At 69.1% G+C, this 20318-nt stretch carries 23 protein-coding genes and 1 riboswitch; of the genes, 11 read left to right on the top strand and 12 right to left on the bottom strand.

The genetic code is table 11. The features are described 5' to 3' along the window. Positions 1–286 precede the first annotated feature (286 nt). Both ACWCPQ_RS07075 and ACWCPQ_RS07070 read right to left on the bottom strand, forming a co-directional pair. Complete coding sequence (locus tag ACWCPQ_RS07075) at positions 287–634, bottom strand: hypothetical protein (RefSeq protein WP_449895725.1); 348 nt, start codon at positions 632–634, stop codon at positions 287–289. A gap of 89 nt (positions 635–723) precedes the next feature. Continuing rightward, on the bottom strand, positions 724–1077 hold the full coding sequence (locus ACWCPQ_RS07070) for a hypothetical protein (protein ID WP_449895723.1): 354 nt from the start codon (positions 1075–1077) through the stop codon (positions 724–726). A 417-nt stretch (positions 1078–1494) separates the two neighbouring features. Between ACWCPQ_RS07070 and ACWCPQ_RS07065 the strand changes: the two genes are divergently transcribed. From ACWCPQ_RS07065 to ACWCPQ_RS07050, 4 genes are all read left to right on the top strand, one after another. Further along, a complete protein-coding gene (locus tag ACWCPQ_RS07065) occupies positions 1495–2499 on the top strand; it encodes a sterol desaturase family protein (RefSeq protein ID WP_449895721.1) in 1005 nt (334 codons plus the stop codon). 149 nt (positions 2500–2648) lie between these two features. Next, on the top strand, positions 2649–3101 hold the full coding sequence (locus ACWCPQ_RS07060; protein ID WP_449895720.1) for an SRPBCC domain-containing protein: 453 nt from the start codon (positions 2649–2651) through the stop codon (positions 3099–3101). Beyond that, entirely contained in the window at positions 3098–3451 is a 354-nt protein-coding gene (locus ACWCPQ_RS07055; protein ID WP_449895719.1) for an ArsR/SmtB family transcription factor, read from the top strand. The genes ACWCPQ_RS07060 and ACWCPQ_RS07055 overlap by 4 nt, the downstream gene beginning before the upstream one ends. A 49-nt stretch (positions 3452–3500) precedes the next feature. Further along, a complete protein-coding gene (locus ACWCPQ_RS07050; RefSeq protein WP_449895717.1) occupies positions 3501–3944 on the top strand; it encodes an SRPBCC family protein in 444 nt (147 codons plus the stop codon). 19 nt (positions 3945–3963) lie between these two features. Here the strand turns inward: ACWCPQ_RS07050 and ACWCPQ_RS07045 are convergent, their stop codons facing one another. After that, the gene (locus ACWCPQ_RS07045) at positions 3964–4812 is read right to left on the bottom strand and encodes a hypothetical protein (RefSeq protein WP_449895715.1); all 849 of its coding nucleotides are present in this window, start codon (positions 4810–4812) and stop codon (positions 3964–3966) included. A gap of 245 nt (positions 4813–5057) precedes the next feature. Here ACWCPQ_RS07045 and ACWCPQ_RS07040 point away from each other — a divergent pair, with 245 nt between their 5' ends. After that, entirely contained in the window at positions 5058–6029 is a 972-nt protein-coding gene (locus ACWCPQ_RS07040; protein ID WP_449895713.1) for a phosphatase PAP2 family protein, read from the top strand. A 12-nt stretch (positions 6030–6041) separates the two neighbouring features. On the opposite strand, the gene ACWCPQ_RS07035 is transcribed toward ACWCPQ_RS07040, so the two are convergent. Then, positions 6042–6632: a TetR family transcriptional regulator gene (locus tag ACWCPQ_RS07035; RefSeq protein WP_449895711.1), complete on the bottom strand. Its 591-nt coding sequence runs from the start codon at positions 6630–6632 to the stop codon at positions 6042–6044. A 103-nt stretch (positions 6633–6735) separates the two neighbouring features. Between ACWCPQ_RS07035 and ACWCPQ_RS07030 the strand changes: the two genes are divergently transcribed. The 3 genes from ACWCPQ_RS07030 to ACWCPQ_RS07020 are packed head-to-tail and all read left to right on the top strand — an operon-like array spanning position 6736 to position 8880. Further along, on the top strand, positions 6736–7548 hold the full coding sequence (locus ACWCPQ_RS07030) for an SDR family NAD(P)-dependent oxidoreductase (RefSeq protein WP_449895709.1): 813 nt from the start codon (positions 6736–6738) through the stop codon (positions 7546–7548). Next, positions 7545–8372: a TIGR03619 family F420-dependent LLM class oxidoreductase gene (locus ACWCPQ_RS07025; protein ID WP_449895707.1), complete on the top strand. Its 828-nt coding sequence runs from the start codon at positions 7545–7547 to the stop codon at positions 8370–8372. Before ACWCPQ_RS07030 ends, ACWCPQ_RS07025 begins: the two co-directional genes overlap by 4 nt. A gap of 22 nt (positions 8373–8394) precedes the next feature. Next, positions 8395–8880, top strand: a complete 486-nt coding sequence (locus ACWCPQ_RS07020) for a nuclear transport factor 2 family protein (RefSeq protein WP_449895705.1) — start codon at positions 8395–8397, stop codon at positions 8878–8880. Between the two features lie 22 nt (positions 8881–8902). On the opposite strand, the gene ACWCPQ_RS07015 is transcribed toward ACWCPQ_RS07020, so the two are convergent. From ACWCPQ_RS07015 to ACWCPQ_RS06990, 6 genes are all read right to left on the bottom strand, one after another. After that, a complete protein-coding gene (locus tag ACWCPQ_RS07015; RefSeq protein ID WP_449895703.1) occupies positions 8903–10261 on the bottom strand; it encodes an LLM class flavin-dependent oxidoreductase in 1359 nt (452 codons plus the stop codon). Positions 10262–10388: 127 nt separating this feature from the next. Further along, complete coding sequence (locus ACWCPQ_RS07010) at positions 10389–11921, bottom strand: ABC transporter ATP-binding protein (protein ID WP_449895701.1); 1533 nt, start codon at positions 11919–11921, stop codon at positions 10389–10391. Next, positions 11914–12738, bottom strand: coding sequence for an ABC transporter permease (locus tag ACWCPQ_RS07005; RefSeq protein ID WP_449895699.1), 825 nt, complete (start codon positions 12736–12738; stop codon positions 11914–11916). Before ACWCPQ_RS07005 ends, ACWCPQ_RS07010 begins: the two co-directional genes overlap by 8 nt. Next, the gene (locus ACWCPQ_RS07000; RefSeq protein ID WP_449895697.1) at positions 12735–13748 is read right to left on the bottom strand and encodes an ABC transporter permease; all 1014 of its coding nucleotides are present in this window, start codon (positions 13746–13748) and stop codon (positions 12735–12737) included. The genes ACWCPQ_RS07005 and ACWCPQ_RS07000 overlap by 4 nt, the downstream gene beginning before the upstream one ends. After that, complete coding sequence (locus ACWCPQ_RS06995; RefSeq protein ID WP_449895695.1) at positions 13717–14484, bottom strand: class I SAM-dependent methyltransferase; 768 nt, start codon at positions 14482–14484, stop codon at positions 13717–13719. The genes ACWCPQ_RS07000 and ACWCPQ_RS06995 overlap by 32 nt, the downstream gene beginning before the upstream one ends. After that, on the bottom strand, positions 14481–16007 hold the full coding sequence (locus tag ACWCPQ_RS06990) for an ABC transporter substrate-binding protein (protein WP_449895693.1): 1527 nt from the start codon (positions 16005–16007) through the stop codon (positions 14481–14483). Before ACWCPQ_RS06990 ends, ACWCPQ_RS06995 begins: the two co-directional genes overlap by 4 nt. A gap of 106 nt (positions 16008–16113) precedes the next feature. Further along, positions 16114–16256: riboswitch (cobalamin riboswitch) on the bottom strand. A gap of 207 nt (positions 16257–16463) precedes the next feature. Here ACWCPQ_RS06990 and ACWCPQ_RS06985 point away from each other — a divergent pair. Further along, on the top strand, positions 16464–17441 hold the full coding sequence (locus ACWCPQ_RS06985) for a glycosyltransferase family 9 protein (RefSeq protein WP_449895691.1): 978 nt from the start codon (positions 16464–16466) through the stop codon (positions 17439–17441). A 26-nt stretch (positions 17442–17467) separates the two neighbouring features. Here ACWCPQ_RS06985 and ACWCPQ_RS06980 read toward each other — a convergent pair whose 3' ends face one another. Further along, positions 17468–17785, bottom strand: a complete 318-nt coding sequence (locus tag ACWCPQ_RS06980; RefSeq protein WP_449895689.1) for an ArsR/SmtB family transcription factor — start codon at positions 17783–17785, stop codon at positions 17468–17470. Between the two features lie 184 nt (positions 17786–17969). Between ACWCPQ_RS06980 and ACWCPQ_RS06975 the strand changes: the two genes are divergently transcribed. Further along, positions 17970–18677 (top strand): M23 family metallopeptidase, encoded by a 708-nt coding sequence (locus ACWCPQ_RS06975; RefSeq protein WP_449895687.1) that lies wholly within the window; start codon positions 17970–17972, stop codon positions 18675–18677. Between the two features lie 175 nt (positions 18678–18852). Beyond that, positions 18853–19899, top strand: coding sequence for a hypothetical protein (locus ACWCPQ_RS06970; RefSeq protein WP_449895685.1), 1047 nt, complete (start codon positions 18853–18855; stop codon positions 19897–19899). Here ACWCPQ_RS06970 and ACWCPQ_RS06965 read toward each other — a convergent pair. Continuing rightward, entirely contained in the window at positions 19850–20173 is a 324-nt protein-coding gene (locus ACWCPQ_RS06965) for a hypothetical protein (RefSeq protein WP_449895683.1), read from the bottom strand. The genes ACWCPQ_RS06970 and ACWCPQ_RS06965 overlap by 50 nt on opposite strands. Positions 20174–20318: the final 145 nt, after the last annotated feature.

The following is a 20318-nucleotide window of genomic DNA, read 5'->3' as shown; positions in this document are numbered from 1 at the left end:
ACGACAGGCTCCTGAGCAGGGCCGATAGAACAGATGGGCACCCGCGTTGTTTCGAAGGCCCGAACACGGTCATGTGCCCCGGCGGCAGGCGGCGCAGTCGCGCGGCGCGGATCGTCCCGCGGAGGAACAGAGGACCGATGACAATCCAGGACACCATCGCCCGGCTGCGCCGGGAACTGGAGACCGCGCTGCGCTCGGCCGGGGATCCGGACACCGGACAGCAGGGCGCACAGTAGCGCTCACCGGACTCGTGGGCGGGGGCCGGTGCGCCGGACCCCCGCCGCGCTCACCTCGGAGGTGGCGTGACCGTGGTCGTGCAGAAGCCCTGGCACCCGGCCGGGGTCGGCGTCACCTCCGCCGGATCGCCGCCGAAATCCGCAGTGCTCACCAGGATCATCACCAGTATCGCCACCCCGACCACCAGGCCGAAGATGATCAGCGTGGGCCACAACCAGGTCCGCATCGGTTGCTCCTCGGTCAGCGGGACGACCGGCACCACGGTACCCGCGGGATTGATCACATCCTCGGGATCCACCGGATTCGCCGGATTCACCGGACTCTGCGGATCGAGCGGGTCTGCCGGATTGAACGGGCTCACCGAACTCGGCGCGGCACTCTCGTCTTCGGCCTTCACAAACCACCTCCAGTGGGTCTCGCGGGCCGGATACCCCGATTTCCGCTGCGCTCACGGATCGGATCCGCCGGGAAACCGGCCCCCGCCCGCTATCTCGGCGCCGGAGGCTGGGACGAGATGTAGATACTCCAGTCCGGATAACCCCACCGGCCGTTGCGCTCACCGTGCTCGATACCGCCGCCGTAGGTTCCGCGACAGCCGATACCGTTCCAGAGCTTGACCTTGCGATCGGTGAGGTTACGGACCGATACGCGGCCGATGGCACCCACGGTACTGAGATCGATACAGCCACTGGGGTTGTCGATGACCTTTTCCACCCGGCTCCCGTCGACCGTCCACCGCAGCGCGACCTGCCCGGTCGCGGCATGCGCGGTATTGCCCACGGCCGAGGTCGTCACCACCGCGAACACCAGCGAACCCAGAGCCATCACAGAACGACGCATGCAAGAACCTTCCTGACAGGGAGGACATCACACTCGTAAACCGATCGGGCGCCGACCATTACAGTCGACCCGCTGCGCGGTCTCCCGCCGACGCGCCGGTGTCGGTCGCCGGAAAAGCGCGCGCACTGCGCCTTCGGATCGGCTGCGGAGCCCGTTCTCCGGAATCCGTCAGCGGCGACATACCTTCTGACCAGCGGTTTCGAGCCCGAAAACCGCCCGGGCCCACCGCTCCCGCTCCGCAAGGCCCGTCGTGCGTTGCGGTAACAGCCCTTACCGTTGCGCGGCCGCCTGTCACCCGGCGGAGTCGTCAAGGGGTGGATTCCTCAGAGACTCCTCATGGTCGTCATACCGACGCCCCACCATCACCCGGCATTCTTCTCCATGACCAGCGGATTTCCTCGGCGAAAGGTTCGGCAGATGCACGATCTACTCTTCGCGGTCCCCACCATGATCGCCTTCGCACTTCTGATGCTCGCGGAGTGGATCGCCAGCCGGATCGATCCGGACACCCGGCCCGGCCTGCACGGCTACGACAGCAGGGAGGTGGCGACCAATATCGTGACGTTCGTACTCGGCCGGGTCACGAAACCGATCCTGACCGCGATCAGTACCGTGGGCCCGCTCGCGCTGGCCGCCGCCCTCGCCCCCTTCCATCTCGACACCGGGATCTGGTGGGTGTGGCCGCTGGCCTTCGTGATGGTGGACTTCTGCTACTACTGGGCCCATCGCGCGGATCACCGGGTGCGGCTGATGTGGACTTCACATTCGGTGCACCACTCGTCGCAGTATTTCAATCTCACCACCGCGATCCGATTGCCCTGGCTGAACCCGTCGATGCTGGTGCGCGGCATGTTCTTCGCACCGGCGGTACTGCTGGGGGTCCCGGTGTGGATGGTGCTCCTGATGCAATCGCTCAATCTGGTGTTCCAGTTCCCGATCCACACCGAACGAGTCGGGATCCTGTGGCGGCCGATCGAATACCTCTTCAACACACCGTCACATCACCGTGTGCACCACGGTTCGAACAACCCGTACCTGGACAAGAACTACGGCGGTGTCTTCATCGTCTGGGACCGGTGGTTCGGCAGCTACGCCGACGAGATCGAGCCGGTGCGGTACGGACTGGTACACAATATCGACACCCGGAATCCGATCCGGGTGAACTACGGTGAATTCTCCGCGATGCTCCGCGATATCAAGAACGCGAAGACCTGGCCGGGCCGCTTCGGCTATCTGCTCGCGCCGCCCGGATACCGCGAACAGGCGCCGGCCGGTTCGGAGTCCCGCACAGTCGGCACGCATTTCGATGTTCCGCTGCCGGCCGCACCGGTCACGGTCGGAACAACACCGCCGACCGGTGAGCGCGTGACGCCGGTCGGCGCCGCCGGTGACCGCACCGCACCGGCACCGGCACTGCGGTAGCGACCGGGTGATCGAACAGGCCGTGCCGGCCACCGGCCCGCCGAAGGGCGCCCGGGACACGAAGGCGTGATGAGCAACCAATGGTTGCGCATCATGCCCGTCGGCGCTACTGTCATACGCAACCATAAGTTGCACATCGGAGGAAGCGTATGGAGTACGGCAGTATCGAACGCGAGATCCACGTGGCGGCCTCGCCCGAGGTGGTCTTCGAGGTGGTCAGCCGGCCCGAGCACATCGCACAATGGTGGACCGACGATGCCGGATTCGAACCGGTGCCCGGCGCGATCGGCGAGCTCGTCTGGGGTGAGCGCGAACAGGTGGCGCCGATGTCGGTCGTGGAAGTCGATCCGCCTCGCCTGTTCTCGTTCCGCTGGTGCTACCCCGGCGATACCGTCGACAATTCCGCCGGATCGCTGCTGGTCACCTTCGAACTCACCCCGGTGGGAGACGGAACCAGGATCCGGCTCACCGAGACCGGCTTCCGGGAAATGGGCTGGGCGGACGCGCTGGCACAGGCGGAGCACCGCGAACATGTCACCGGCTGGGACCTCTACCTGCCCCGCCTGGGTGAATACGTCACCCGGCTGGCCTCCACCCGGTGACCATCGCAGTCGACGACTACCTGTGGTCCGCCATCGGCGACCCGACCCGCCGCCGGATGCTCGACCTGCTGCTCGCCACGGGCGAGGGCACCGCCACCGGTCTCAGCGAGCGGCTCCCGGTGACGCGGCAGGCCGTCGCGAAACATCTCGGGGTCCTCGACCGCGCGGGACTGGTCCACGCCACCGCCGCCGGCCGGGAACGCAGATACCGGGTGGACGAGGCGCAACTCGCCCGGGCGGTCGCCCAGCTGTCCTCGGTGGGAGCGGCCTGGGATGCCCGGCTGCGCCGGATCAAGGGCATCGCCGAGACCATCCAGCGAACCCGGGACCAACAGGGCGGTCCACAGTGAATTCCTTCAGCGCAGAACAAGATACATTCGGAGAGAGAAGGTAGCGACCATGGTGAGCATTCTGCACCGGGTCGGCGTCGAAGCGGCGCCGGCCGAGGTGTACACGACTTTGACCACACCCGTTGGACTGGCCGGCTGGTGGGCATCGGACACCCGGGGCAAAGGCAGCGATATCGGCGGGCTGCTGCAGTTCCGCTTCGTCGCCGGCGGTTTCGATATGAAAGTGGCCGATCTGACGCCGGACGAGCACGTCCGGTGGGAGGTGGTCGACGGCCCCGCCGAATGGGTGGGCACCCATATCGACTGGAAACTCACCCGCTCCGGCGCGTACACCGTCGTACTCTTCGAACACGAGGGCTGGCGGGAGCCGGTGGAATTCATGTACCACTGCAGCACCAAATGGGCGGTCTTCCTCCTGAGCCTGAAAGCGCTGGTGGAAACAGGTGCGGGCGCTCCGGACCCGCACGATGTGAAGATCGACGACTGGAATTGATCGCCCCGGCGTGACCGATTCACCGCGCCCGGCGCCGCGCGCGTTCCAGTTCGACCGTTGCCGCCCGGACAGCGTCCCGGGCGGCACGATCGGCCTCCCGGGCGAACCGGTGCCGGGCCTCCACGGCGGTGAGCTCGGCGCGCAACTCCACCAGCCGGGTTTCGGTGGCGCCGAGCTGGTCGGCGGCCTGTCGCGCCGCCCGCTCGGCGGCGGTGAGAACCTCCTGCGCGGCCGCCTCCGCCGCCCGGGCCTGTTCCCGTTCATGCTGCCGTCGCGCTTGCGCCCGCGATCGGTGACCGTCCCGCTCCGTGGCGGATCCGGCGGAACGTCCCGTTTTCCGTCGCGAGCCGGCGGCGGCTTCCGGCGCGTCCCGGACGACGCCGAGGTCCGGCCCCACCGGACCGAAACCTGCGTAGCTCGCCGCCGCGGCCGAGGTACCGGTCCGGACCCGCTCGGCGATCTCCGAATCCGCCAGCGCCGCGGTCAGCGTTTCGCTCACCTGCCGGAGAACCGCTGCCGAGACGGGTCTGCCCTGATCGGCGACCACCCGGCCCGCTCGGTCGGCCAGCGAGTCCACCACCTGCCGGCGCTGCCGGGTCAGCTCACGCAAGCGCGCACCGGACAGTTGGCGCTGCGCTGTACGGAGGTCGGCGCCGAGCCGGAACAGGGCCTCGATCTCCCCGGGCGCGCTGCGCACCAGCATGTTCACCGTCCAGGCCGCGACCGTCGGTTTGCGCAGCGCGGCGATGGCCGCCGCCAGCTCCCGATCACCGGCCTCCGTGGCCGCGGCGGCGCGAGCCCGGCGCGCGGCGACGAAGTCCTCGGGCGCCAGCCCGTACAGGTCGGCAGCCACCTCGGCCAGACTCATACCGACCCAGCCTAGAGGTTGCACCGTGGGCGAACCAGAACACCGGACCGCACGTCGACGCATCCGAACGACCGATCCGACTCGGTGATCCTTCCCGGGTCGTCGCCGCGAGCCGGTCGGGACCGGTTGCCCGGATCGCATTCCGCGGCGGCCCACCGCCGCGTGTTCGCCCGGCACCGACCTTTCCCGGCGGTCTCGATCGCGCGTCGTTTCCGCAGGTCGCGACAGCGACTTCGGTGCCGCTGATGAAAACTGGGGGGATGGGTGCCCCCACCACCGAGGTTTCGGCCCCACGACGGCACCGCAGGCTGCTGCGCAGTGGCGTGTGGTCGGCGTACCTGCTGGCACTCGTCGTCGTGACGGTGCTCTTCGGCCCACCGACGCAGCGGATCTATCAGGCGCTCTGGATCGTCGCCGGTATCGCGGCGTTCACACCGGACCGCCCCTGGCGCGACCAGGTACGCATTCTCGTCGACTGGGTCCCGCTGATCGCCGCACTGGTGGTCTACGACCACAGCCGGGGCATCGCCAACACGCTCGGGATGCCGGTGCGGGTCCGGGAACCGGCCCTGGTGGAGCGTGGACTGTTCGGGGGGACCGTCCCGACAGTGTGGCTCCAGGAACAGCTGGCCGGCGACGGCGGGCGACCCTGGTGGACGGTGCTCACCGGGCTGGTGTATTCCAGTCATTTCCTGGTCCCGTGGCTGGTCGCCGCGATCTTCTACGTCCAGTCGCGGGAGCGCTGGGCGAGATATATGCGCCGGATCCTGCTGCTGTCCTATCTCGGCCTGCTGACCTATGTACTGATTCCGGCCGCGCCGCCCTGGTACGCGGCTCGGATCGGGGTGATCCAGGCCGAGATACACCGGAGTACCGGTTTCGGGTTCCGGTTGTACTCGGTCGATATCGGCGCAGACTGGCTGGCCGCGCACAGCAATCCCGTGGCCGCGATACCGTCGCTGCACGCCGCCTTCGCACTCCTTGTCTCGGTCGCTTTGTGGCCGTCGGCCCGGCACTGGTGGTGGCGGGTTCTCCTGGCCGTCTTCCCGGTGGCGATGGGGTTCACCCTGGTCTACGGGGGTGAGCACTATGTGATCGATGTGCTGCTCGGCTGGGTGTACGTCGGGCTGGCGATCCTGCTGGCCCGGATGTGGGAAAGGCGGCGGGCACCCGCCGCGCCACCACCGGTACCGGCGACCGGCGCCGCCGGCGGCTGACCGACGGTATCGCTACCGGCCGGCCCAGGGTTCGAGCAGCAGGGTGCAGGCCCGGCGCATATCGGCCACGGCCTGATCCGTACTGAGCTGGCCGGCCGTCGCCCAGGTCAGAATGCCGTAGGCGCACTGTTCGGCCAGCCGGGCCAGCTGCTGGTCCGCGGCATCGGGCTCGGCGATACCGGCGGCGGCGATTATCCGGTCACGCATCGTATTGTCGACCGCCACCGTTCCGGCCGACCGGACGGCGTTGGCCGAGACCAGCATGGCCCGGCCGAGCAGCGGCCGCCGGAGCAGGCCGGTCACCGCGGATTCGAGGAGATCACCGACCGCTTCCACCGGATCGCCGGGCGGATGCGCGGGCAGCGGCAGATCGGCGACGGCCGATTCCAGGACACCCGAATAGAGATGGTGTTTGGACGGGTAGTAGCGGTACAGCGTCCCCAGCGCGACCCCGGCCGCCGCGGCGACGTCGGACATCTGGACCCGTTCGAGCCCTTCTTCGGCTCCGAGCCGGGCGGCCGCGCGCAGGATCGCGCGGCGCCGGGCGTGCTGGCTGCTGGTGGTCGCCCGGCCCGGCTCCCGGGGTTCGGCAATCCGTGGCACTGGGTACCTCCGATCGGAAAAGTAGAATTCACTCTAGTATTTCCGCGCCGCCGGTTGTAGAACTGGGTGTGGCCCGACCGCGGACCCGAACGGAGACACAGCTATGACCCATCTCGACCCTGCGCGCTACGGCCCCTGGGCAGTGATCACCGGGGGCTCCGAAGGGGTCGGCGAATCCTTCGCGCTGCGGCTCGCGGAATCCGGGCTCCACATGCTGCTGGTGGCCCGCCGCCCCGGCCCGCTGGCCGAAACCGCCGAAAAGTGCCGGGCGCTGGGCGTCGAGGTACGCACCCTCACCGCCGATCTCACCGAACCGGACGCGGCGACAGCCGTCCTCGACGCGGTCTCCGATGTCGAAGTCGGGCTACTGGTCCACAATGCCGGGGCCAACACGCACAGCGCCGATTTCCTCGACGGCGACCTCACCGCCTTCCATCAGGTCATCGACCTCAACATCACCACGCCGTTGGCCCTGGTCCACGGGTTCGGCAACCCGATGCGGGACCGGCACCGCGGCGGCATCCTCCTGGTGGGCTCGCTGGCCGGATACCTGGGATCGCGGCGGCATACGGTCTACGGCGGCGTGAAGGCCTTCGGGCGGATCTTCGCCGAGAGCCTCTGGCTCGAGCTCCGCGAAGCCGGTGTGGACGTACTCGAACTCGTCCTGGGAGTGACCCGGACACCGGCGATGGAACGGGTCGGCCTCGACTTCGACATCCCCGGGATGCCGGTCTCCGAGCCCGCCGAGGTGGCCGCCGAGGGGCTGGCCGCGCTGGGCCGGGGTCCGGTCCATGTCATCGGTGCCCATGAGCAGCTGGCGGTCCGGCGCAGCGATCCGGATCGCGCCGCAGCAGTGCTGGGGGCCGATCGGATGATGCGCCGCCTCATCGGGGCCGCCGAGGACCGGCGCCGGTGAGGGTCGGCCTCTCCACCCCGATCGTGGTCCGGGTCCCCGGGATCGCCTCTCCATGGGAAACGAGCGGTGGCCCCGCCGAGCTGGCCCGGATCGCGGAAATCGCCGATGCTCTCGGCTTCGACCACCTGACCTGCTCGGAACACACCGCGATCCCCGCCGCCGACGCGGCCACCCGGGGATCCACCTACTGGGACCCGCTGGCGACCCTGTCCTATCTCGCGGCCCGAACCGACCGGATCCGCCTGGCCACCTCCGTCGTCGTCCTGGGTTACCACCATCCGCTGGCCCTCGCGAAGAGCTACGGCACGCTGGATCGGCTGAGCGGCGGCCGGGTCGTGCTCGGTGTCGGCGTCGGATCGCTGGAAGCCGAATTCGCACTCCTGGGCGCGGAGTGGGCGGACCGCGGCGCGGCCGCCGACCACGCGCTCGCCGAAATACGCGACGCGTGGGGCCGGCGCGAGGTCGGCGATTTCGTGGTCGATCCGGCCGCGACCTCGACCACCGCACCCCTCTGGGTCGGCGGCCGCACCCGGCGGTCGCTGCGCCGCGCCGTGACCCTGGGCACCGGCTGGGTACCGTTCGGCCTGGCCCCGGCGGCACTGTCCGCGCATCTGCGCGCAATGGACCTGCCACCGGATTTCGAACTGGTATTGAGCCCGGGTCGCGCGCTGGATCCGCTGGCCGACCCCGGCGACACCCGGCGGCGACTGACCGGGCTGCGCGATATCGGCGCCACCGTCGCCTGCTGCGCGGTCCGGGCCACCGATATCGATCACTATTGCGACCAGCTCGCGGCCCTGATCGAAGTGGCCGCTCCGCTCTGAGACCCACGACGGAAGGACAACTGTGGACGAGGATCGCCTGGCACACCTGGAAGAACGGGTACGCCGCCTCGAGGACGAAGTCGAGATCACCCGGCTGCTCGCCTCCTACGGCCCGTTCGTCGACGCCGGAGCCGCCCCGGCGGTCGCCCAGCTGTGGACCGAGGACGGCGGATACGACGTCGAGGGCTGGTCCATGCGCAATCGCGCGGATATCCACGCAATGGTCGAGTCGGCGGCGCACCGGTCGCTGATCGACGCGGGTTGTACCCATTTCCTGGGCCCGGCCCGCGTGGTGCTCGACGGCGACGAAGCGACGGCGGTCTGCGAATCGCTGCTCGTGCGCCGATACGACGACAGCTACCGCGTATGGCGGGCAGGCGCGAACAGTTTCCGGCTCACCCGCACCCCGGCGGGCTGGCGGATCACCCATCGCCGCACCCGCGCCCTCGACGGCGGCACCGAGGCCCGGGAGCTACTGCTCGACAACGTATCCAATAACGACGGCTGACCCGGCCGGGTCCGGTGCCGGCTCAGCCGGCGACGCTCGCCGACCGGACGGCCGGGGCCAGCGACGCCGGACCCAGCCCGAGATGGTCGCGCAGGGTATTGCCGGTGTACTCGGTGCGGAACAGCCCGCGGCGCTGGAGTTCGGGCACCACGAGATCGACGAAATCGTGGAAGGTACCCGGCGCCTGCGCGGCGGAGAGGATATAGCCGTCCGCCTCGCCGCCGGTGAATCCGGCTTCGATCTGATCGGCGATCTGCTCGGCGGTCCCGACGAATTGCGGTAGCAGTACTCCCTGGGCGTACAGCTTCCCGATATCGCGCAGGGTCAGGTTCTCGGTGGCGCTGAGCCGGCGGGCCACCTCGAAAAGTCCCTGCGTACCCGGGACGACGAGCTCTTCGACGGGAGCGTCCAGATCGTAGCGGGAGAAATCGTGATCGGTGTGCACCGAAAGCGTGATGAGCCCGGAGATCGGATCGGCGAGTTCGTTGTGGAAGGCCTGTTTCTCCCGGGCGATCGCCTCGGTCTCGCCCACGAAGGGGACGAACGACGGGAAGATCTTGATGTCGTCGGGGTTGCGGCCGAAGTTCACCGCTCGCGATTTCACATCGTCGTAGTAGGCACGCCGGCCCTCCGGAGTCGGGTCGATCTCGAAGATCGCCTCCGCCCAGCGCGCCGCGAAATCCTTACCCACCGGCGACGAGCCGGCCTGGATGATCACCGGGCGGCTCTGCGGGGAACGCGGCACGGTCAGTGGACCACGGGTCCGGAACCAGGTGCCCTCGTGATCGACGGTCCGCACCTTGTCCGGATCGGCGAAGACACCGGAGACCTTGTCCCGCACCAGAGCGTCGGAATCCCAGCTGCCCCACAGTTTGTAGGCGACCTCCAGGAATTCCTGGGCGCGTTCGTAACGCTCGTCGTGCCCGAGATGCTCCTGCGCGCCGAAGTTCTGCGCCTCGGCCTGGTTCAGCGAAGTCACCACGTTCCAGCCTGCCCGGCCGCCGGACAGGTGGTCCAGCGTCGCGAAGATCCGGGCGACCTCGTAGGGGTGGAAGTAGGTGGTGGACTTGGTGATCGCCAGCCCGATCCGGTCGGTCACATTCGCCAGCCCGGCCGCCACCAGCGACGGGTCCAGCGTCGCCGACGCCTGAGTACCGCTCTGCAGCGGCACCCGGATATCGTTGCCGTACCGCACCGGTGTCGCCAGCAGGTCGGCGAAGAACAGGAAATCGAACTTGCCCCGCTCCAGGGTGCGGGCCACCCGCCGGTAGTAGCCGGGTCCCAGATAGTCGGTCTCCGATGCGGGATGACGCCACGCCGCATGCGAATGCGTGACGTGCGAGGCGATCAGGAAGCCTGCCAGATGGAGTTCACGGGACACGGGTCGGCTCCTCGACGGTCCGGGCCGGTGACGGCCGGAAGTGGATACGCCGTCGGCGCGATCGCCGACGACGCGTGCTGCAGGTTTGCTGCCACAGCGACGAGTCTCGACGGCCGGGCCGGCGCCGTCACCGATTGCGCTCGAGCTGATGCTGGATGGCCGGGTGTCCCGGCTCGGGGCCGTCGGCGCGCAGCAACCGGGCCAGTATCTCGGTACGCGGATTCTCGATCAGATCGGCGGGCGCCCCGGACGCCGCGATCACCGCGCGGTCGAGTACCGCGAGGCGATCACAGCGGGCCGACCGGCCGCGCAGATCATGGCTGATCGATACCAGTGTCGCCCCGGTGCGTGCGCGATAGTCGTCCAGCCGGTCGAGGATCCGCCGAGCGGTGGGTTCGTCCAGTGCGGTGGTCACCTCGTCGCACAGCAGTATCCGCGGCTGCGCCAGCAGCGCCCGGGCCAGCGCGGCACGCTGCAGCTGGCCACCGGACAGTCCAGCCGGCGGCCGGGCCGCCTGCTCCGGGCCGATCCCGAATCCGGCCAGCAGATCCGTCGCCGCGGCGCGGGCCTCGGTACGGGTCATCCCGCACAGGCCGGTCCCAGTGGCGGCGACCTGCTCCAGCACGCTCCGACGCGGGTCGAACGAGGCCGCCGACTCCTGCCATACATATTGGATATCGGCGAGCTGTCGCCGCGACCGGCGGCGCAGCACCGGTAGCCGCTCCCCCCGCGCCGTGATCTCACCGGCGTCGGGGCGGGTGAGTCCGGCGATACACCGGGCCAGTGTCGTTTTGCCGGCACCGGATACCCCGACGAGTCCGAAGTGCTCCCCCGGGCGCAGATCGAGATCGATGCGGTCGAGGATCACCCGGCCGCGGTATCGCACCGTGAGGTCGCGGATCCGCAGAGCCGGTTCGGCCGGTTCGGCCGCGACCGGTGCGGCGACCGGCCGCCGCACCGGGGCCGACTCGATCGAGCCGTCGGTGACCAGCCGCCCGGCACGGACGAACAATGTGCGGTCCGCGATCCGCTCGACCGCGAGCGAATCGTGGGTGATCAGGACTACGGCCGTACCCGCGGAACGCAAGCCCGCCAATCCGTCGAGCAGTACGGCCCGGGCGAGTGCGTCCAGGCCGGCGGTCGGTTCGTCGACCACCAGGACATCGGGTCGACCGATCAGGACCTGGGCCAGCGCCAGCCGGACCCGTTCGCCGCCGGAGAATTCGAACGGATACCTGCGCAGCATCGTGGCGAGAGCGCGGTCGTCCGGATCGAAGGCCGCCGCCGCGAGCGCCCGGGCGATCCGTGCCCGCCGCTCACTCGCCCGCAACCGTCCGCCGCCGGCCTGCCGGTGCTGTAGGGCCACCAGTTCGCTCAGTGCCGCACCGATCCGCCGGGCCGGGTTGAGTGTCGACGCCGCATGCTGTGGCAGGTACCCGACCCGGACCTCCGACGCCCGGCGGATCTCGCCGGACAGTTCGATCCCGGGCCCGGCCGCGCCGGCCAGAGCGGCGGCGACGGTCGTCTTACCGGCGCCCGAGGGCCCGAACAACGCGAGGATCTCACCGGGCGCGATATCGAATCCGATATCGCGCAGGATCACCACGCCGTTCGCGCGCGCCCCGAGAGTACGTACCGAGATCAGCGGCCGATCAGGCATATCCACCCGCCCGGCGCAGATCTCCGGCCGCCGCCGCCCGCGGATCGGCGAGCAGATCGTCGACCAGCAGATTCGTCCCGACCACCAGGAAAACGATCAGCGCGGCGGGCAGCGCCACCGCCCACGGCGCGATCAGCAGAGCGTCCTTGTTGGCCGCCACCGATACCGCCCAGTCGGTGGAGGTGGTGTCGAAGCCGAGTCCCAGGAAATTTGCGGAGGCGAGGAAGTAGACCGCCGCGGTGAACCGGACCCCGAGGTCGGCGGCGATCGGCCGTGCCATTTCGCGCGTCGCGTAGCGCCCGTAGCGGAAGGCGCGACTCCGGCCCTGCATCCGCAGGGCGTCCATCACCGGCCCGTGCACCACACCGGCGGCCGCCATTCGGACGAACCGCGCGATCGGAGCCAGCAGCGCGAGGCCGATCGCGCCCGCGATCGCCGGCGCCGACCCCTGGGTGCGCAGCGCGGCGACCATGATGATCAGCAGCGACGGCACACACAACAGCACATCGATCGGGCGCATCAGCAGTTCGTCGAGCCAGACCCGCGGCGCGGCAGCCGCGGCCACTCCGATGAGGAGTCCCGCGCTGTAGGCGCCGAGAACGGTCAGCAGCGCGGTCAGCAGGAAGTTCTGCCCGCCGGTGAGCGCCGCCGCCAGCACATCACGCCCCAACCGGTCAGTACCCAGCGGCGACCATTGCGAGGGCCCGAACGGCACCGCGCGCCCGGCCGGGGCCGACCGCGCGAGGAGTGGTCCGGCCAGGGCGAATATCAGGGGCACCGCCACGAGCACCGAATACGACCAGCGCCGCGGGGTCATCCGGGCTGCTCCGCGACGGCGTGCGGGTGCATCCGGTAACCGGCCATATCGATCAGCGTGTTGACCACGACGGCGATCGTTCCGGTGACCGTGACGATCGCCAGGATCACCGGGTCGTCCCGATTGGCGATGGCGCCGATCAGCTCTGTGGCGATACCGGGTACGGCGAAAACGGCTTCGACGATCAAGACGCCCGACAGCAACCCATCCCCGGTGCGGCCCAATTCCTGCATCGCCGGAGCCAGCGCGTTGGGCGCGATATGCCGCACCAGCAGCGATACCCGGCCCACTCCGGCCCGGCGGGCCTGGGCGATATACGGCCGGTCCAGCACATCGATGACTCCCGCTCGTACCAGACGCACCAGCGGCGCCGCGACCCGGGCCACTGTGACGATCAACGGAAGCACCAGATATTCGGGCCGTTCCAGCAGCGTGCCCGGATCGACGCCCAGGAAGGTCGCGGGAAACAGCTCGAGGCGGATCGACAGAAAAGTCACCAGCAGGACGGCGAGAACGAAATCGGGAATCGAATCGAATCCGATACTGATCGAGGTGATCACCCGGTCTCGCGCCGATCCCGGGCGCGTTCCCGCCGCGAACCCCGCGAGCACCGCGATCGGGACCAGCAGGATCAGTGCTGTTCCGGCGAGCAGCCCGGTGATCAGGAACGGACCCGCGATCACGGTGCCGACCGGCTCGCCGCCGGCGTAGGAGGTGCCCAGATCACCGTGCAGCGCACGACCGATCCAATCGAGAAACCTGGTCACCGGCGACATATCGAGCCCGAGCAGCCGGCGCGCGGTCTGCTGCTGTGCCTCGCTCAGTATGGTGTTGCTCTGGATATCGGCGGCATCGCCGGGCAGCAGCAGCGACAACACGAATACCAGGACGAGCAGGACCACCAGCTGGCCGACGCCGAATCCGGCCCGGCGCAGCACCAACCGGCGGACCACCTGCGAATCCCCCGCCACCGGGCCGCTACCGGATCCCGACCACGACGCGGTCGTCACCGTACTGCCAGACTGTCCCGGCCTCGGCGAAACCGGCGGCGCGCAGGAAAGCTGTGTAGTCGCCGACGGTCGGCCGGTCGGTGACCGTGTGCTCGAAACCACCGGCGCGCAGGCGCACCAGCTCGGCGAGCTCGGGTGCCGCGCCGACCGCCGCCCACCACGCCGACCAATCCTCCGCGGTCGCCGAACCCACCCGTTCGGCACGCCGCGCGGTCAGCGCCCGGCCCAGACCGTCGAGCCGTGGCCCGGCCGGTCCTTCGTACAGGTGGTCACCGTCGACGAAGACTCCGCCCGGCGGCAGCGCCTGTGCGCACGTCTCGATCAGCGCCCGCAGCGGCGACCGGTTCATCCAGTGCAGGGCCGTGGTGCTCACGAATGCGTCAGGTGCCCGCTCCAGACCCAGCGCCGCGAACCAGCCGGGCTCGCGGAGATCGGCGAAAACGGTTCGGAACCGGACCGATCCGTACCCGGAATCGGCCAGTGCCAGCAGCAGCGGGTCGGCGTCCACCCCGACGACGGTGGCACCGGGGAGGCGGGCGAGCAGCCGGTCCGCCAGGGTGCCCGGGCCGACACCGAGATCGACGATCAGCGGATCGGGCCGCTCGATCAGCTCGGTCAGTACCTCGCCGATCACCTCGAAACGGGCTTCGCGGTCGGGCATGTAGTGCTCTTGCTGGCGATCCCAGCGCGCCACCCAGTAGCGTGCCCGCTCCCGGTCGAGCCGCATCGTGGTCATCGCGGCGCGACCGCGTCGAACCGGGCCCAGTCGTGCGAATTGGGTACGGCGGCCGGGAGTTGCCGGAACCTGTCGCGGGCTGCACTGTTCCAGTGCGTGGTCCCGAAGAACACGAAACCTCCTCTGTCCTGCAGTATTTCGTGCATATCCCGATAGAGTGCCGCGCGGCGCTGCGGATCCGGGGTGGCCTGCGCGGTGGCGTAGAGCGAATCGAACCGCTGATCGGACCATTTGGTGCGGTTCTGCGGCGAGCCGGTCAGCAGCCGTGAGGCGAAGTGGTTGGGGATCGGCAACGGGCCGGACTGTCCCATCGTGAGCTGCCCGGTCCGCAGCGCGTCGGTGTAGTAGCTGTCCTTCGAGCCCAGCACCACGTTCACCTTCACCCCGCAGGCGGCGGCCTGGTCGGCGAACAACCGGGCCGCCTCGACGAACCCGTAGGCGACCGGGGCGGTGAACAGATCGAAGGTCAGATCCCGGACGCCCGCCCGGCGCAGCAACCTGCCCACCTCGTCGGGATCGTATTCGTGCTGCGGCAGGTCGGCGTAGTACTGGTAGCCCTTACCGAAGACATCGTTGGAGGGCTCCCCCTGACCTTCGAGCGCCACCTTCACCAGTTCGGTCCGGTCGACCATCCGCATGACGGCACGGCGTACATCCGGGTTGTCGAACGGCGGGCGATCGGTCTTCATGGCGAAGAAGTAGATTCCGCTCCCCGGGGTGGACACCAGCGTGACACCGGAACCACCCGCCAGTGTCCGTGCGGCCGACGGAGTGAGGTTGTCGGCGTAGTCGATCTCGCCGCCGCGCACCGCGTTCACCCGAGCGTCCGCCTCCGCGCTGAGGATGCGCAACTCCTGGATACCCGGTGCACCGTCCCAGTAGTTCTCGTTCCGGTGCGCGGTGAACTGCCGGCCGGCTTCGAAGGAGTCGAAGACGAATGGCCCGGTGCCGACCGGGCGGGTGAAATCGGCGGCCCCGTCCTGGACGATCTTGGTGCCGTACCCCGACAGTGCGATGAGAAACTCGAAAGAGGGTCGCTTCAACACGATTTCGACGGTCCGGTCGTCGACCGCGCGGCTGGCCGACAGATCCACCTGGTCGAGCGAGGTGGCCGCGATGAACGGGCGCTGCCGAGCGGGACCCAGGACCCGCGCGAAGGTGTACAGCACATCGCGTGCGGTGAACTTCTTCCCGTCGTGCCAGGCCGCGTCCCGGAGGGCGATCCGCCACCGAGTGCCGTCGGCGCTGGGTTCGGCCGACTCCGCCAAGCGCGGGATCGGGGTCATCGAACCGTCCACTTCGAACAGGCCGTCGTAGACCGCCTTCATCCGCGCCTCGTCGATGAACAGTGTGTTCACCCCGGGATCGATGCCCTCTCCGGCGCCGGAGCCCTGGAAAGCGGCGGTGAAAGTGCCGGTATCGGAGGTGGATCCGCGGCCGCATCCGGCGGCCAGCGCTCCGGCGGCCAGCACACCCCCGATCAGAATCGACCGGCGGCTCGGTTTCGAGGGTGCACAACGCATATCCGACTCCTGTCGCGTCCGGCAGTGTCACGCGACGAAGACATGCGAAACGGGCCGCGAATCGAGCGGCTCGTTCGGCGCATCGATCAATACCCACGTGATCACGACCGTTCCTGGTTCATCCGCGGGTATCTGGCTGCGGCTCTGCACGAGCCACACAGTTGCGGGACAGCGCCGGATTCACACCGGACTTCCCCTCGGACATCGGACACATTACGCGAGCGTCCCTCGGGTGACCACGGGCTCATCGCACGCGAAACCTGTCTCGGCAGGTGGCGGGCGGTAGCGGCGCGCAGGGCGAACGCCCAGCATGTGATCCAGGCCGCGACCGGTCAACGTTTGCACCCGGGTGTCACGGGTAGTCATCCAAGGAAATGCTCTCGTCGTGGTCCGTTCCCCACCAGGACGGTGCGGGAGGGGGCGGCGCAACGGGCAACAGGTGGCTAGGAGAGTCGGGTGTCGGTAGTTCTCGTGCTTCAGGCACGTGGTCTCGGTGATCTGCTGACTGCGGTCCCGGCATTGCGTGCGCTGCGCCGGGCCCGGCGCAGCGATCATCTGGTACTGGCCGCGCCCCATCATCTGCGTCCCATCGTCGATGTGATCGCCTGCGTGGACGAGATGGTCCCCGTCGCCGATCCGCAGGGCCTGCGCTGGGACGGTCCACCGCCGAAACTGGCGGTGAACCTGCACCGCCCGGGCGCCACCCCTATCGCGCAGCTCGGCAAAACCGGCGCCGAGCGGATCCTCACCTACCGGGATCCCGGGTTCCCGGAGATCCCGGCACCGGAGTGGCAGCCCGACCATCACCCCATCGACCGCTGGTGTCACCTGCTCGAATTCGACGGGATCGGCGCGGACCGCCGCAATCTGGGGCTGCTACCGCCGGTGGCCACCACCAGTCACCGCGACAGCGTGGTCGTCCATATCGGCGCGGGCGCACCGGCCCGTCGCTGGCCCGCCGACCGGTTCGCGGCGGTGATCCGGCATCTGCTGGTCCTCGGGCACGAGGTGGTGCTGACCGGCGACGAGTCCGACCGGGAAGACTCCCTGGGGATCGCGGCGCGCGCCGGCCTGTCCGGGCATCGGGTACTGGCCGGAACCCAGAACCTCATCGAACTGTCGGCGACCGTGGCCGAGGCCTCCGTCGTCCTGTGCGGCGATACCGGGGTGGCGCATCTGGCCACCGCCTTCGGTACCCGCACGGTGCAGTTGTTCGGCCCCACCCCGCCCGAGCAGGGCGGACCGCCGCGCCATCTGCTGAATCGGCACGAGGTGCTGTGGGCGGGCCGCACCGGCGACCGTTTCGCCGCCACCCCGGACCCCGGCCTGCTACAGATCGGTTCGGCCGAGGTGATCGCGGCGCTGGACCGGCAGCTGAACAAACGCCGCGGCGAAGCGAGCGTGACCGGGGCGGCGTACCGCAGGGTCGGCTGAGGCGACGGTAGAGCGCCACGAGGCCGTCAGCCCCGCTCGCTCGCCTCGCTGAGCGCGGCGGCGTAGGCGGCCAGTGCGCTCTGCCAGAACTGTTCGAGGTAGTCGCGGGCGTCGCCGAGTCCGCGCGGGTCCAGTGAGTACAGGTGGCGATTACCGGCCGGCCGCATCATCACCAGCCGGGCATCCCGCAGGACACGCAGATGCTGGGATACCGCCGAACTACTGATTCCGATCTGCGCCGCGAGCTGGCCGACCGAGCGCGGTCCGGCCGGCAACGCTTCGAATATCGCGCGCCTGGTGGGGTCCGCCAGCGCCGTCAGCGGCGCAACTCTGTTAGCGACCACTGAAATAGTGTGGCCCTTCTGGCACACTCCGGTCAAATCTAGATCAATGTCTCATTTGTGCAGCTCGTCGGCCGATATCTCCGGTTTCGTTATCGTTCGGTAATACTCGACCTGGGCTTATATGATCTCGTGACTGTTGCCACACGATTGCTGAATCGGCGTGTCGCTCCCCTAGCTTGTAACCATGCCCGTGACCCTTCCGTTACCTTTCCGTAAGCTCACGGTGCCGCCGATCGGCCGTCGCCACCTCACGACGCAGGTCGTCGCCACCTCGACAGCCCTTTGCGCCGGTTTCGCCCTCTTCGCCGCGGGAGCCGATTCCGGTAACGAACAGATCACTCCGGTGGCCGCCACTTCGGAGGCCGCGGCCGACCCGGCCGACCGCGCCCCCGCCGAGCGGCCCGCCGTCTCACACGACCCCGCCGCCTGGGATCCCCATCAGGCCGCCCAGCCCGCCCCGGTCTCGTTCCCGTTCTTCGAGCCGCCGCGACCGACCACCGTATACCCAGCCGACGGCGTCGTGTCCTCGGGCTTCGGGTCACGCTGGGGCACCAACCACAACGGCATCGACTTCGCCGCCAATATGGGCACCCCCATCCGGACGGTCACCGACGGCGTCGTGATCGAGGCCGGTCCCGCCACCGGGTTCGGGCTGTGGGTCCGCGTCCAGCAGGACGACGGCAGCGTCGGCGTGTACGGCCATATGCAGGACATCCTGGTATCGGTCGGCCAGCCCGTGCGCGCCGGTGACGTGATCGCCACCGTCGGCAGCCGCGGCCAGTCCACCGGACCGCACCTGCACTACGAGGTCCACCAGCCCGGTGTCGGCCCGGTCGACCCGGCACCCTATCTGGCCGGGCGCGGGCTGAACCTGGGCCCCATCCCCGACTGACCCTTACCCTCGATCCAACCGACGGCCACCGGCATACCGGGGTACCGGCCGCAGACAGTCCCGTAGCGGGACGCCGCGGCCGGATTCCCGTTCCTACCGTCGGTTCATGTCAGTACTCCCGCTCCCCGGCGTTCCCGCTCGCTCCGGACGCCCCACGACTTCCGATCTTTGTCGGGTGATCGGACGCCTGCACCGGCCTTTGCTGCTCAGTTCTGCGGCAATGGCCGGTCTGGTGGTTGTGGGCCTGATCGCGATGACGATCGACGACCGCCTCCTGCTCGGTGAATCCGTCTGGCTCAAACCGGTCAAATTCGGGCTGGCGTTCCTGCTGTACTCGCTGACCCTGGCCTGGCTGCTGTCGCTACCGCACCGCGGCCGGCGGATCACCTGGTGGCTGGGCGTCGTGTTCTCGGTCACCGCGTTCGTGGATGTCGGATTCATCGTGCTCCAGGCCGCACGCGGCACTTTCAGTCATTTCAACACCGAAACCGACGCGGTCAACGAAATCGGGCAGAAGGTATTCGCCTCCGGCGTACCGGGACTTTTCCTCGCGAATCTGTTGATCGCCGTGATCGTTTCGATACGTCCGGGCGCGGATCGGCCGACGGTCTGGGCGATTCGCGGCGGACTGGCCATGGCAGTGGTCTCGATGGCATTGGGCTACCTCATGGGATTCACCGGCACCCAGCTCACCCGCACCGCGGACGGCCGGCTGGTCGAACTGGCCGCCGGGCACACCGTCGTCGATGCCGGAACCCGGCAGGACATCGGCGCACCGGACGCGGTGGCGGGCATGCCGATCACCCACTGGAGCACGGTGGGCGGGGATCTGCGCATCCCGCATTTCGTCGGGCTACACGGAATCCAGGTGGTACTGGCCGCGGTGGTGCTGCTGATGTGGTGCGCGGCGCGCTACCCCCGGCTGCGCCCGGCCCGTACCCGCAGCCGACTGATCGGGGTGGTGATCCTCGGCTGGGGTGGGTTGCAGGCGATCACGTTCTGGCAGGCGATGCGCGGGCAGTCGCTCGTTCACCCCGATACCGCCACCCTGCTCACGGTGCTCGGCCTGGGGGTACTGGTCGCGGGTTTCAGTACCGCGATCCTGTGGTCCACCCCGGTCCCGGCGCCCGGACAGAACTCACCACCGGTCCTGCAGCACGATTCGGCGCAGGTCAGCGCAACCGTTCCGCGTCCCGGGCGAGTTCGAGCAGAACCGCGCTGAGCCGGGCGAGCTCCTCCCGGCCGGCGCCCTCGTCCACCGCGGTGGCCACATCCTCGGCGGCGCAACGCGCGGCGAACCAGCGGTCGGCCAGCGCGGCGGCCTCGGCGGCACTGAGGACGACCGAATCGGCGGGGATTCCAGTGCCCTTCACATTGTTGCGGTGCTCATAGGCACGCTGACGGCAGGATTGGCGGCAGTAGCGGCGCCGCCGCCCTGCCTCCGCATCCACTATCTCCCGACCACACCACAGGCACGACTCCAACCGGCGCGACATGACCCGACACCCTAATAGGCACTCTCGCAGCAGCACACACCGCACACCGCGCAACCCCGTTCGCGGAACCCCGTACAATTACAAGGCTCTCCCGAACTGGGAACGGAAAGACCCTCACGAACGTTGACAAGAACAGGGCGCACGG

It is taken from the genome of Nocardia sp. NPDC001965 (genome assembly GCF_053594175.1).
Note: the sequence above shows the minus strand (reverse complement) of the source record. Positions and strands in the feature narration are given on the sequence as shown.